Below are 13,712 nucleotides of genomic sequence, written 5' to 3' on the forward strand. Positions count from 1 at the left end.
AGCAGGCGGGCCAGGCTGCGCGGGCCAGGTCAGCGCAGCGATCGCGGGGAACGTCATCGGCGGATCTCCTGCCAGCCCGCCGCGACGGCCTCGGCGCTGCCCGGCCACGCCGACGGGGCGGTCGCCGCGGTGGGGCCCGAGGCGATGCGCCACTGGCCGTCGACCCGGCGCATCGGCAGGCAGTTGCCCCAGCCGCCGTTGACGACACGGCCGTTGTAGTCGGCCACGAGCTCGCCCAACACGCACGCCACGGTGTAGGAGCCATCGGCTGTAGTGCCCTTGACCTGCGCACCGGTCGGGGTCCAGGAGATCGTCATCCCGGTCCGGGGCCCGGTCGGGGCCATGTTCGCCGCGCGTCGCAGCGACACCAGATCCCGGCCCGTCGCCGTCTGCGCCGCCGGCGCGGCTCCCGGCTCGGCCAGGGAGGCGTAGGCCTGCGCCCAGACCTGCGGGTCACCACCGGCCATCCCGACCTGCATCAGCTCCGACAGCTGCCCGATCGCCCCCTCCGGGGTGGCGGGAAACCCGGTCGCCACCAGCGTGCCCGCGACCTGCTGGGGCAGCGGCAACGTGATCGCCGGGCCGGCAGTGCGGGTCGACAGAGCGTGCGGGAGCGCCGCCTGATCGGGCAGCGAGATCATCGGCTGCGCGCTGAGCGCGGCCTCCGCCTGCGGACCACTCCCCACTGCCGGCACCGCCGCCGGGGGCGCAGTGTCCGCGCTCGACCCAGCCCCAGCCGCCGGCGACGACGAGTCGTCGGAGGCGAACAGCCCGGTCAGGGACACCACGAGCCCGATCACCAGCAGCAACGCCAGAACACCGACACCGCCCAGGACCGCCACCGCGCGCCCGCGACCACTTCGGCCGGGGCCTGAGGTGAGCAGGTAAGACGGCGCCCCGTTGCGGCCGGCCATCAGGCGGTGCTGCCCGCGAACTGCGAGACCAGGGTGTAGCCGAGGCCGAACAGCAGCGCCAGCGCGAGGCTGCCCACGATCATCCGAGCCCCGAGACGCCCGGACCCGTGGTGGTCCCACAACCGGCCCGCCGTCGCCGCGACGATCCCGCCGAAGAACAGGCCCAACACCGAGATCCCGGCGACCCACCGCATGTAGCCCACGACGCGGCCGATCGCCTCCGAGCCGGGCGGAGCCTCCGCGCCGGGGTTCGGGATCCCGTTCCCGCCGGGTGGCTGCTGCAGCAGCCACGACTGCGCTTCGAGAACGAGGTGGGACACGGACATGACTGCCTCCGGCGAGGTCGTGCTGAACAGGTGAGCGGAACGGTTGGTCGGAGCAGGTCAGCCGCGGCGCGGCGAGGCGACGAGCCCCCACGCGGCCAGCAGCGGGCGCAGCGCGTCGGCGGCCCGGGCGGGGCTGGGGTCGTCGGTGATGCCGGAGAGCTCCCAGTTGCGGTCGTGCGGCACGAACAGCGCATCGGCCAGCAGCGGCGTGATCCGCGCGCCGGCCGCCCCGGACACCCCGGCCGGCCACTTACGGGCGCCGTTGACCACGAGCTGCACCGGCGCGGTCGCCGCACCGCGACGCACCCACGGGTCCATGCGGGCGAGAACCTGCTCGGCCTGGCGCAGCGACGGTCGGGTCGCGCGCACCACCAGGATCGGGCGCTGCGCAGGCAGCCCGCGCCGCAACCAGCCCCCCGCGCCGTAGGTGGGGGTGGCGGCCGCGCGCCAGCCGCCGTGGCCCAGGTCGACCACGGTGGCGTGCAGCGGGTCCGGGGCCGGGTCGGGTAGCCAGTCCGGCGGCACCGGGACCATGCCCGGGGTGATTGTGGGCAGGTCGGTCTCCACCCGGGCCAGGAGCGCGTCGGCGCGCCAGGAGTAGCGGATCGCGACCTGGGTATTGACCCGCTGCACCCACGGCCCCTCCACCGAGGATGCGCACGCCAACCCGGAGCGGGCGGGGTCGTCGGCGTCGACGAGCAACACGCACCGCCCGGCCTGCTGCAGCACGTCGCTCATCGCGACCGAGATCGACGACGCACCGGCTCCTGCCGACCCGGCCAGCACCGGGATCACCGCACCGAACGCGCTCCACGACACAGGCCGGGCCCCCGAGTCCGGGAACACCGTCGCCGCCCGCTCGCGGACGGCCTCGGTCGCCGCACCGAGCCCAGCGGCCACCTCGGCCGGGTCCGGGTCGGTGTCGCCGGCGGCGATGGCCGCCGCAGCCGCGTTCACGATCGCCTCGTTGTCGGCCGGTCCCAGATGCGGGGCGCGCGAGCGCGCCGCGGACCCGAGCAGGTGGTTGAGCTCGTGCGGTGTGCGCGCGGGCCCGGGCGTGTACTGCTGCGCTGCGGTCATCTGCGAGGACCTCCTCGATCGGTGCGTGCTCCCGTGCCGCGGGCCGGGCTCATCTCGAGCTCGCCAACGGGGTCTGCGACTGATCTGGTGCTGTGTTCTGCGACTGGCTCGCGGCGGTGTCGGCGGTGTTGTAGAGGTCCTCGGCGGCGGCCCCGAACTTCGGGGACAGCAGGTCGGTGTCGTTGCCGCCGCTGACCACCCCGATCACCTGCCCGCGCCCGCTGGCCGGGTCCGGGCCGGTCAGCCACGGCCCACCCGAGGCGCCCTCGGTCATGTCGCAGGTCATCACCAGGACCTGACCGGCCACCTGCGTGCTCGACCCGCCGACGAAGTCCTCGGTACGGGCGGCGCCGGTGCAGGCCTGCAGCGACTGCCCGTCGTAGGCGCCGATCGCCGGGTAGCCCAGAGCGGCCACGGTGAGCCGGTCCGGGGTAAAGAACCGGATACCCTGGGCTCCCAGGACCTCCTCGGCCAGACGACCGTCGACCGGGGCGAGGCTGACGAACGCGACATCGGTCTCCGCGGCGACGTCGTCGATCGGGGACCGGGCGGCCTGCCAGGCCTTCGGCACCCACGCCGTCTGCACCGGCCACCGCCCAAAGGGCTCTTCCCCGGAGGCGTAGCCGGGGATGAACACCGCCCCATCGACCTGCCAGGCGTCGTCGAGCCACACACAGTGCGCCGCGGTGGCCAGCAGCCGCCGCGACCGCGAGGCCACCACCGAGGCGCTGCACTGGTGCCGGCCGCCGTCGACGACGAGTACCCCGACCGTCGACGCCGCCAGGCCGCCCACCAGCGGCTGCGCCGCCCGCGCGGCGGGCGACACGGCGGATCTCGCAACGGGGATCGGTTCGGCCGCCCCCCTCCAGGCGGCCGACCCGAGCCCCGACACCGGCCCGGAGACCCGAGCCGGTGAGTCCGAGACGAACGCGGCCACCACCACGGCGGCACACGCCGCCGCCATCCAGGCGTTGCTCCAGGACGCGGACAACCCTCAGCCCAGCCCGAGCTTCTTCGAGCACGACGGCCAGGCGTTCCAGCCCTGCTTGTCCTGCACCTTCTCCGCGACGGCGATCTGCTCTTCCTTGCTCGCCTGCGCCGCGTCGCCCTTGCCGCCGAAGGCCTCCCAGGTGGCGGGGTCGAACTGCAGCCCGCCCTTGTACCCGTTGCCCGTGTCGGTCGACCAGTCACCCGAGCTCTCGCACTCGGCCAACTTGTCCCAGGTCGCGGTGTCGGTCGCACCAGCCCCGGTATCGGCGGCGGGCGCGGCATCGGCGCCCTGCGGATCGCGCGGCTGTGCCCCGGCCTGTTCCCCGGTCTGCTCCGCACCCGAGTCCCCGCCGGACTGGTCACCGCCGGACTGCTCACCGCCGGAGCTGCTCTCCTGGTCGGAAGCCCCGTCGCCGGTCGGCGTGTCTTCTGTGGAGCCGGAGTCCCCGGAACCGGCCGCAGGATCGCTCTGCTCGCCCGAGTCGCCGCTGCCGGAGGCCTGCTCCGTGCTCGAGTCGCCGGCGTTGTCCTGCCCGGAATCGCCGCCGGACCGGTCGTCGCCGGACTCGCCGCCGCCCTGGTCGCCGGAGTCCTGCGATTCGTCGGCGCCCCCGCCGGAGCTCGGCGTTGTCGAAGAGTCCTCTCCCCCGGAGCCCTGCGACGTCCCGTCCTGCCCGGTGGAGTCATCCCCGCCGGTCGAGCTGTCCCCGCCGCCGGTGTCGGAACTCCCGGATCCGGTGCTCTCGCTCCCGGACCCGGCGTCGATCCCGGCGGCCTCGAGCTTGTCGGCGAGCTGTTGAGCCAAGGGGTCGGTCGAAGCGGCTTCGTTCACCTGCTCGGCGAGTTTCTCGGCCTGCGGCTGCCACCCGGAGGCGGTGTCCGAGCCACTCTCGCTCGGCGTCGTCCCTCCGGCGCCGGCGTCCCCGCTGCCGTCGTTCCCCGCGCCGGTCTCACCGCCGCTGCCGGCGTCGCTGTCCTGGTCGACACCGGTGTCGCTGCCACCGGTGTCGTCGGTGGTGGTGTCAGGGCTCGGTTCGGGGGTGCTGCCCTGCTCGGTGTCCGGCCCGCCGGCGCCGCCGGTCCCGGCGGGCAGTGCCTGCTGCAGCTTCTGTGCCAGGTCCGCGGCGTTGATGTCGCCGCTGGCGCCGAGGGCCTGCATGAGCTCGCCGAGCAGCTGGATCGCCGCCCGGGCGTCCTCGATGTCATCCGAGGACGCACCGGACTCGGTCGTGTCTGACGAGCTGCTCTCGCCGGTGTCGTCGGTGTTGGAGAGAGACTCGCTGGAGCTGTCGGTGTCTGAGCTGTCGCTGGGGGACTCGCTGCTGGAGTCGCCGCCCGGGGCGGGAGTCTTCGACGGCAGCGGGATGGCCGTCGTCTCGTCGTCGGGAGGGTCGGCCTGCGGCACCGCGGGTGCCGGGGTTGCTGCCGCGGGGGCCAGGGGCGCGGCGGCGGTCGGTGCCGCGGTGCCCGCCACGGCCGGACCCGCGGTCGGCTTCACCGCGGTCGGTGGCTTCTGCGCTGGTGCGCTCGGCGCGGGCGCGCGGTCGGTCTTCGGTGTGCTGGCCGGTGCGGCGCTGGTGTCGAGGCAGGTCTGGGGCAGAGCGGGCTGTGCCTGCTTCTTCTTCTCGGTCTTCTCCTTAGTGGCGCCCTGTCCGGCCGCGGACGGCGCGGGCTTGGGTGCGGCGTTCTTCGCGGCCTCGCCTGCGGCGTCGACCGCGCCTCCGAGGGTGTCGTCGGCGGCCTGGCCGAGGGACTGCCCGAGATCGGAGATCGGGCCCGGGGCCGGCGGCGGGTCCTGCCCGAGTAGGTCGGCCGGGGTGGGGCCCAGACCGGCGCGGGCCAGCTCGACCGCGACCTGGTGCAGGGCGGGGTCGGTGGTGCCGTGGAGCTGGTCGGAGACGTCGACGGCCTTCTGCCGCCAGCCGCTGTAGCGGGCGGGGGTGAAACCCAGGTCGCTGATCTGCTGCGACAGCGCGGCGGCGCGCGGGTCGGTGGCGCCGGTGGTGCGCAGCTCGGCCAGCAGGGCGCGGGTCTCGGTGCGGGTCTGGCGCGCCGCGGCAAGCTGGCGCATCGCCTGCGGGGCGTCGCACTCGCGTGCGACGGTGCCCAGCTGTGCCGAGATCGGGCCGGCGGCGAGTGCGTAGCCGCCGGTCAGGGCCGAGGCGACGAGCAGGGCCACCGCCGAGCGGCGCACGGCTGGCCGCCTAGCGGAGACGGGAACGTGGGCGGCCCAGTAGGGCTTGCGGGAACGAGGGGACATCTCAGGTCTCCGTTGTGTGATCGGGAGTGCACACCGAGGAATCGGGAGGAGTCAGCGGGAGATCAGGCGCCATCGGAGCCGCCGCTGTCGGAGCCGCCGCCGGTTTCGGAGTCGCCGGTGGACCCGCCGCTGTCGGATCCACCGGAGCCGTCCTGGCCGCCGGTCGAGGCCTGGCCGTTGCCGTCGAGGGACCACTGCTTGACCCAGTCGACCTGCATGGACCCGGTCTCGCTGTCGCCCTTGGGGAACCAGTCGAGCTGGATGCACAGGTGCATCGGGCCGGGTGGCAGCACGCCGGTATCGGTGGTCTTCCACCACTCCTTGCCATTGAGGTAGGCGGTGACGCCCTGTGGGGTCCACTCGACAGCCCAGTTGTTCCACTGGGTGGCGTCGACCTCGACGTCGCCCTGGACCTGGCTGTTGTCCTCGCCGTAGTGCAGGAAGATGTCGACCTTCTTGCGGGCGGAGTCGGAGATCTCGGCGAAGTCGATCTCGCCGCCGACCGGGAAGTTCTCCTCGTCGGGCCAGAGCAGGAACAGCGCGTTGTAGGACGGGGACCCGGTCGGGGCCTTCATTCGCCCTTCCCAGCGGCCGTACTTCTGCCCATCGCCCCAGGCCATCCCGGCGGTGGTGCCATCGCCGGTGCCGTTGATGGTGAGGATGCCGTCCTTCACCGACGCGGCGTCGGGGGAACGGGTGCCGTTACCGGCGTGCCCGGGCCCGTCGTAGAGGTTCCAGCCCTCGACGCCGTTGGTGAAGTCATCGACCTTGTCCGGCTGGCCCCACCCGAGCGCATCCGCGGCCGTCGTGCCCTGACCAGAACTCTGACCGCCGCCGTCCTGCCCGGTGCCCGCCCCGCCGGAGTCCTGTCCACCGGAGTCCTGCCCTCCGGAGTCCTGCCCTCCGGAGTCCTGCCCTCCGGAGTCCTGCCCTCCGGAGTCCTGGCCACCCGAACCCTGCGAGTCCTGTCCGCTGGAGCCAGACTGGTCGCCGCCCTGGTTGCTACCGCCGCCGGAGTCCTGGCCGCCTCCACCGGACCCGGAGGAGGTGAGGCACTGGTCGGGTACAAAGCCGGGCTTGTTCGCCCCGACCCCGATGAGGGCTTCGCGCAGCTGCCGGGCACGGGGTGAGTTGTCGCCGGTCAGCTCGGCGAGTACGTGCACCGAGGTGATCCGCCACGCGCACGACACGTTGTCGGCGGGTGCGGCGGGGGTGATCCCGACCGTGGCGGCGAGGGTGGTCGCCGCGGCGAGTGAGGCCGAGACGAGCAGGTTCGGGCCCATCAGCGGAACCCGTGCGAGGCCAGGCCGCGGGTGCGGCGCCCGTGGAACCCCTCGGCGACCGCGGCGGCGAGCTCGAGCGCGGCGTCGCGGGTGTCCGGAGCGAGCGCGTCGAGGTCGATCAGCCCGCCGGTGGCCAGATGCTTGTCCGGGGGGAGCTCGACCACCGCGCGGCAGCGGGACCGGAAGTGGTCCCGGATCCGGGCGAGGTCGACGTCGGGGGAGTAGCGGTCACACGACAGAACGACCACGGCGTCGGAGGCCAGATCGGTGAAGCCTTGCGCGGTGAGCCAGTCCAGGGTCCGGGCCGCGCGGGAGGCCCCGTCCACTGTCGGCGCGCCCACGATGACGAGCGAGTCGGCGTGATCCAGGGTGCCCTGCATCGCCGAGTGCACGACGCCGGTTCCGGAGTCGGTGATCAGGCACTCGAAGAACCGCGACAGCACCCGCAGCACGGCCTCGTAGTCGGTCTTGGAGAACATCTCCGACAGCTCGGGCTCCTGCTCGGAGGCCAGGACCTGCAGCCGCCCGGCGAGGTGGGTGAAGCCCGAGAGCTGAGTCGAGGTGCGGACCTGGTCGATCTGATCGAGCAGGTCGCGGATGGTGGTGGTGACCGCGCCCTCGCCGACGAGCCGGTCGGCCAGTGTGCCGGCGTCGGGGTTCGCGTCGATCGCGATGACCCGGTCGCCGCGGTGCTCGGCCAGCGCGAGCCCGAGAAGTGAGGCGACGGTGGTCTTGCCGATGCCGCCCTTGATCGAGCCGACCGCGACCGAGTGCGGCCCGGCCAGCGGGGTCCGGACCTTGGTCAGCAAGGCCCGGCGACGCTCCTCAATTTCGGACAGGCCGGGGTTGATCCGGCCGCCGGTGAGCTTGTAGACCGCGGAACGCCAGCCGTCGCGGGGCGGGGTGCGCCGCACCCGGACCATGCCCTCGGTCGAGAGCGGTGTGAACCCGCCGGCCGGGGACGCGGCCGGGCGTGGTTCGTCCGGCTCATCCACCCCAGCCGGCGGGCCCACCGGGGGAGCGGGTTCGGGCGGTCGACCCGGCGGAGCGGCGTTCCGCGCCGCGGTCCCCATCTCGGCCGATGGCACGGCTGGGCGGTCGGTCGGCTGCTCCGGGAACGACCAGCTCGGGCGGGTGGGAGCAGCGGGCTCCTCGGGGTGTTCCTTGTTGGCAGTGGTGGGCGCGGGGTCGGGACTCCGGGGTGCCGCCCAGGCCAGGGCTCCGGGGTCGGCGAGCCAGGACGAGGAAGAATCGTGCTTGGTGTTGTTCTGGGACATGGCTACCTCAAGACGACGGGTCGGGGACCAGTTCGGGGTCGACGACCAGGCGGCCGTCGTCGCTGCTGCGGGTGACCGGGACCGTCATGCGCACCCAGCGCGCCGGACCTCCCCGCCACCGCGGGTCGCACTCAGCCGGCGCGCTGGACTCTGCGACCACCCCGTAGGGCTCCTCGGTGCGCACCGGATCGGAGGCGTCGGGCGCAGGGCAGGCGCGCGCGTAGCCGGTCACGCGGACGGTGACCTCGACGAACACCACGACCTCGGACCGGAACTCCATCCGGCCCGGCAACGGGGAGTCCGCGCGCTGCCTGCCCTCGCCCGACCATCCCCAGGTGCAGGCCCGGGGATCAGCGAGCAGGGTCCGTAGCACCTCTGCACGCCGGGTCGGATTGTCCTCATCCCACGACTGCCAGTCCGCCGCGAACCGCGCCGCGAACGACGCTGCCTCCAGCTCACCGATCGGCTCCAGGGACCGCACCGACCGCATCAGCGCTCGCTCGGTACGGGCCGCCGAGGGGCGGTGCACCAACGCAGCGCGTGCTGTCTGCCGGGAGGTGGAACCGTGACCGTTCGACAGGCTGGAGCCCATCGACATCGAGCGTTGCGGCGGTGCGATCTCCGCCTCCGCCGGAGCCTTCGTCGTCGGGCGGCCGCTCACGTCGCCGTTCTCGCCGACGACTTCTGACTCCTCCTCAGCGGCGGACGCCGGAGCCTCCCGCGTCTCGTCGGGCATCCGCGTGGGTTGGGCGGGCAACCGCGAGGTGCGACCGCCGGGGCGAGAAGTGGGCGCGGTGGTGTCGGTCGGTGCCGGTGCGGGTCGCTGGTGGGAGAACAGGACCGGTGGTTCCCCATCGGGCTCAGCTACCGGCGCGAACGGTGCGGGCCGGCCGAGCGGATCAGCCGGGGCGGCGGGGCTGGGCGCGCCCGGTCGGGCGCCGTCCAAACCGGGGGCGACCCGCCATTGAGGGCCGTCGACCGGAGGAGCTCCTCCTCGGCTGCGCTTCGGCATCACGACAGCCGGCACGAGCGGCGTGTATGGCCGACGAGACCACTGAGTTTGCCCAGCGTGCAGGAGCAGACGCGTGCCGCCATTGTCTTCCGTCCTCCCCGCGGCCAGGCGACGCACGCGCCCTCTGAGGCGTGCGACACCCGGCGGTCGATTAGCTCTGCGTGACCGATACAGCTGCCAGCTCCTGACGCGTTCATCTACGTCAGTGCTTAAAACGATGATCAGCGTAAACTGAGATACTAAGTTGTCAAGGCGGTGGAGCTGTGACCAGGGGCGAAGAGGAGCGCCGCGGGCGTCCACAGGCGGCGTCCTTCTGGGCGGATCAGGCGTTCGATGCGGTGCTGACCGGCGGCTTTTAGAGGTTGGAGCGGGATGATCCGGGGCATCGAGACCGGTACGTGTGCGACGTGGTGACGAGGCGATGACAGTTGGTGGTTGTCGAGACGATGGCTAGACTCAACTCAGATGGAGAGGGGGGAGCGGGGCGGGACGCCGTTGACGCACATCACGGTCAACCCCACCTGCGGCGGCGATGACTGACAGTGATCTCTCTGGCGGCGGCGAGCTGGAGGTGGCCGCGGCGCAGTCCACACTCGCCGGCAAACTCGAGCGGCTGTTCGAGACCATCCCCAACCCGGCGACAGGCAAGCGCTACACCAACAACGCTGCAGCCGAAGCCATCGACGAGCTGGTGGCAGCGCTCCCCGAGGAGGAGCGGGTCGGCCGGTCGATCTCCCCGCAGTACATCTGGCAGCTGCGGCGAGGAGTGAAGGACAACCCGACCCTCAAGCACCTGAAATCGCTCGCTGCCCTGTTCGGGGTCGAGCCCGACGTCTTCCTCAACGACACGGCCTACAGCGATCTCGCCGGGGAGCTCTCGGTGATCGCGGCCATGCGCCACTCGGGCGTCGACCAGATCGCCTTCCGGGCGCGTGGTCTATCCCCGGCCGGTGTCAACGCCGTGCTGGCCGCGCTGGATCACGCGCGAGCGGTGGAGGGCCTGCCGGCGCCCGATGAGTCCCCGGGCCCGCGAGGCTGAGTCGGCGAGGTCTCACGGAACGACGGTCCGGTTCGAGCTCGTAGCCTGACCTGCTTGCCGCCTGCTGGGTTTTCCACCACGGTTTACGCTCAAGAGGTTTCCGACCACTCGTGTGGCCGGTCCGGCTCGGTGTAGTCCGTAGCGCGCGGTCGGTCAGAAGGAGAGCCGATGAGCAGCGCTGCAGGCGCAACCGAGACAGAAGCCGGTCTCACCTTCACCGCTCCGGCCCGGCTCTTCGCCGACGACATCGCGGAATCGCGGTGGCGCGGGCGAGTGGCGGGCCTGCACACACGGCTGCCCAGCTCCGCCGGTGGCAACCCCGCCCGCAGCGTCTACAGCAGCAACCGCAGTGGTACCTACGAGCTCTGGGTTTGGGACCGCGAGAGCGACGAACACCGCCAGGCCACCGACCGGGCCAGCGGAACCCAGCTCGGAGCGCTCTCCGCCGACGGTGAGCACCTGTGGTGGTTCAACGACACCGACGGCAACGAGTTCGGTCACTGGGTCCGTCAGCCCTTCGCCGCCACCGGCTCCGCGGCACCGGTCGCTCCGGAGGCCGGTGACGGCATGGCCAGCGGTATTGCCCTCGGGGCCGGCGTCGCAGTGTTCGGACTCGCCACGCGCGAGGGCGTAGCGGTCTGGCGCCAGTACGACGGCCAACCCGCTGAGACGATCTACCAACACGCACAGGACGCGATGGTCGGCCCGATCGCCGCCGACGCGACCCGGGTGATCGTCCGGCACACCGAGCACGGTGACGCCAGCACCCCGGGGATGCGCGCGGTGGACGTCGCCACCGGGGCATCGACAGCCGAGCTCCGCGACGAAGGCCTTCGGCTCGTCCCACTCGGGTTCGCACCGATATCGGGGGACCCCCGGCTGCTGGCCGTGCACGAGCGCCGCGGGCGTGACCAGCTCCTGCTGTGGGACACCGACTCCGGTGCGGCCAACGAGCTCGACATCGACCTGCCCGGCCAACTCGAGGCCCGGTGGTTCCCCGACGGACGCTCGCTGTTGCTGCTGCACTCCTACGCAGCCCGGACCACGATGTACCGCTACGCCCTCGACGGCGGCACGCTCGAGCAGATCGGGCCCGACACCGGCTGTGTCGAGGAGGCCGGCGTCCGGCCCGACGGCACCGTCGAGTACAGCTGGTCCTCCGCCTCCTCGGCTCCCCGCATCCAGCGCTGGGACGCCGGGACCGACACTGCCCTCCTCGGTGACGCCAGCACATTGCCGGCCGACTCGGTCCCGGTCGACGCCGTCTGGATCGACGGGCCCGGTGGCCCGATCCACACGTTGATCTCCCGCCCCGACGGGCTCGGGGCCGGTCCCCACCGCACCGTCTTCCGCCTCCACGGCGGCCCCTTCGTCGACGACCGCGACGTCTACTCCCCGCGCCAGGCGACCTGGGTCGACGCCGGGTGGACCGTGGTCACCCTCAACTACCGCGGCTCCACCGGCTACGGAGCGGCGTGGCGGCAGTCCATCGTCGGCCGGCCCGGCCTGACCGAGATCGAGGACCTCGCCGCAGTTCAGGACTGGTGCGTACAGCAGGGCGTCAGCGACACGCAGGCCTGCGTGATGGAGGGCTACTCCTGGGGCGGCTACCTGGTGCTGCTGGCGCTGGCCCAGCAGCCCGAGCGCTGGCGCGCCGGCATCGCCGGACTGCCCATCACCGACCACGCGATGGCCTACGAGGACGCCCCGGAACCGCTGCGCGCCATGGCCCGCGCCCTGTTCGGCGGCGCCCCGGACGAGGTTCCCGAGCGCTACACCGGCGCGTCGCCACTGGCGATGGCCGACCGCGTCGAGGCCGCGCCGCTGATCATCGCCGGGCGCAACGACCCCCGCTGCCCGATCCGGCAGATCAACGCCTACGCACAACGCCTGAGCGATCTGGGTAAGCCTCCTGCGATGTACCGCTACGACGGCGGCCACGGAACCCAGGTCAGCGGGACCGTGGAGGAGTTCCTGCTGGTCGCGATCTCCTTCGCCGAGGCGGCCCTGACCCAGCCTCCGAGCGAAGCGCCTCCACAGTCCGGCGAGCTGCCCTCCTGACGAGTACCGACCCCGCGGAGGAATGATGACCGTCACCGCATCAGCTCCACCCCGGCGACCCGCCACAGCGATGGGCACCTGGGCTCTGTGGACCCTGCCGACCCCCGCCATCGTCTACGTCCTGGCCGTTGACGCCGTCGCCTTCGGGGTTGCCCTGCTCCCCGGTCCGATCCGACGCGCCGACCTCGCCGTGGCTGCACTGTTGCTCGCTGTGTTCGTCCTGCAGCACGAGGCGGCCCTGACCGCGGAACGATCGAGGCTGCGGGTCTCCTCGGCGCAGGCTGGACAGAACGAGGCCGCCTACCTCGTGCCCACGACCGTCTACACGATGGCGACCGCGATGCTGCTGCCGCCATTGCTCATCGGGCTCTCCGCCGTGGCGCTCTACGGCTACCGGTGGGCGCGCATCACCCGGCCCCGGCTCGACCTTCACAAAGGTCCGGGCTACCGGATGACCTTCAACTGCGCGTCGGTGGTGCTGGCCGGGGCGGCGGTGTGGACGGTCCGGCAGGTCACCGGCCTGCAGCTGGCTGACGGGATGACCAACCTGCAGCCAGTGCTGACCCTGGCGATCGCGATCGCCGTGTACGCCATCGTCCAGTTCGGGCTGGTCGCGGCAGCGGTGTCGGCGGCCGCCGGCAGCCTGACACCGGCGCGCACGATGGCCCGCGCGCTGTGTCACCACGGCATGGAGATCTCCCAGCTGAGCATCGGCGCACTGGCGGCGTTCCTACTCGCGTCTCCCTCACCATGGCTGGCCGTCCTCCTCGCACCGATGCTCTGGCTGTTCACCCAGGCGATCCTCGTCTCCCGGCTGCAGGCCGAAGCCGCAGCCGACAGCGCGACCGGACTGCTCAATGCCGCGGCGTGGCACCGACGCGCCGGCACCGAGCTGCAGCGGGCCCGGCGCCGGGGCGCCGGGCTGGGCGTCCTGGTCATCGACATCGACGCGTTCCGCCAGATCAACAACGCGTTCGGGACGCGGGCGGGGGACCGGGCACTGGCCCACATCGCGCACGGCCTGTCCGCCGCGGTCCGCGAGGACGACGCCATCGGCCGGATGCACGGCGAGGAGTTCGTCGTCGTCGCACCGTGCGTCGACGCCACCGACCTCGCCGAGCTCTCGTCCCGGATCACCGGTGCCGTGCGCCAGCTCGACTTCGCCGCCGTCCTCGGCGCCGAGGCAGGCACCGCACCCACCCTCACCGCCTCGGTCGGGACCTCGATCTGGCCCGCCGACGCCGACAGCGTCGACGAGCTGCTCGCCCACGCCGACGCCGCACTGCGGGTGGCCAAGATCAGCGCCGACGACAGAACCGACCATCACGCCAGCGCCCCCCATCAGCGCGACACCAGCCCCAGCGGGGACCTCTCACCCACTCCGTGACATCACCGGAATGAGCGATGATCACCGTTCTGTCACACGTGAGTTGATAGACGTGGCCGGCGTATCTACGCTGACGTGCATTC

At 72.6% G+C, this 13,712-nt stretch carries 11 protein-coding genes; 3 read left to right on the forward strand and 8 right to left on the reverse strand.

Going from position 1 to position 13,712, the window contains the following annotated elements; translation table 11 throughout:
* Positions 1–53 precede the first annotated feature (53 nt).
* The 8 genes from EV383_RS30625 to EV383_RS30660 form a co-directional block, all read right to left on the reverse strand.
* Positions 54–842, reverse strand: a complete 789-nt coding sequence (locus EV383_RS30625) for a flagellar biosynthesis protein FlhF (RefSeq protein ID WP_130295349.1) — start codon at positions 840–842, stop codon at positions 54–56.
* Between the two features lie 71 nt (positions 843–913).
* Complete coding sequence (locus EV383_RS30630) at positions 914–1,240, reverse strand: hypothetical protein (RefSeq protein WP_130295351.1); 327 nt, start codon at positions 1,238–1,240, stop codon at positions 914–916.
* 57 nt (positions 1,241–1,297) lie between these two features.
* On the reverse strand, positions 1,298–2,320 hold the full coding sequence (locus EV383_RS30635; RefSeq protein WP_130295353.1) for a hypothetical protein: 1,023 nt from the start codon (positions 2,318–2,320) through the stop codon (positions 1,298–1,300).
* 49 nt (positions 2,321–2,369) lie between these two features.
* On the reverse strand, positions 2,370–3,146 hold the full coding sequence (locus tag EV383_RS30640) for a trypsin-like serine peptidase (RefSeq protein WP_130295355.1): 777 nt from the start codon (positions 3,144–3,146) through the stop codon (positions 2,370–2,372).
* Between the two features lie 168 nt (positions 3,147–3,314).
* Positions 3,315–5,570, reverse strand: coding sequence for a transglycosylase family protein (locus tag EV383_RS32820; protein WP_278044892.1), 2,256 nt, complete (start codon positions 5,568–5,570; stop codon positions 3,315–3,317).
* A 62-nt stretch (positions 5,571–5,632) separates the two neighbouring features.
* Entirely contained in the window at positions 5,633–6,853 is a 1,221-nt protein-coding gene (locus EV383_RS30650; RefSeq protein ID WP_130295357.1) for a glycoside hydrolase family 16 protein, read from the reverse strand.
* Positions 6,853–7,848, reverse strand: coding sequence for a MinD/ParA family ATP-binding protein (locus EV383_RS30655; RefSeq protein ID WP_242623545.1), 996 nt, complete (start codon positions 7,846–7,848; stop codon positions 6,853–6,855). Before EV383_RS30655 ends, EV383_RS30650 begins: the two co-directional genes overlap by 1 nt.
* Positions 7,849–8,137: 289 nt before the next feature.
* A complete protein-coding gene (locus EV383_RS30660; protein WP_130295359.1) occupies positions 8,138–8,866 on the reverse strand; it encodes a hypothetical protein in 729 nt (242 codons plus the stop codon).
* Between the two features lie 808 nt (positions 8,867–9,674).
* Here EV383_RS30660 and EV383_RS30665 point away from each other — a divergent pair.
* The 3 genes from EV383_RS30665 to EV383_RS30675 all read left to right on the forward strand — a co-directional run bounded on the left by EV383_RS30665 (position 9,675) and on the right by EV383_RS30675 (position 13,629).
* Positions 9,675–10,181, forward strand: a complete 507-nt coding sequence (locus EV383_RS30665) for a helix-turn-helix domain-containing protein (protein WP_130295361.1) — start codon at positions 9,675–9,677, stop codon at positions 10,179–10,181.
* Between the two features lie 168 nt (positions 10,182–10,349).
* Positions 10,350–12,242: a prolyl oligopeptidase family serine peptidase gene (locus tag EV383_RS30670; protein WP_130295363.1), complete on the forward strand. Its 1,893-nt coding sequence runs from the start codon at positions 10,350–10,352 to the stop codon at positions 12,240–12,242.
* Between the two features lie 70 nt (positions 12,243–12,312).
* Positions 12,313–13,629, forward strand: coding sequence for a GGDEF domain-containing protein (locus EV383_RS30675; RefSeq protein WP_165438613.1), 1,317 nt, complete (start codon positions 12,313–12,315; stop codon positions 13,627–13,629).
* Positions 13,630–13,712: the final 83 nt, after the last annotated feature.

Origin of the sequence: Pseudonocardia sediminis (assembly GCF_004217185.1) — a bacterium.
Lineage (GTDB): Bacteria > Actinomycetota > Actinomycetes > Mycobacteriales > Pseudonocardiaceae > Pseudonocardia > Pseudonocardia sediminis.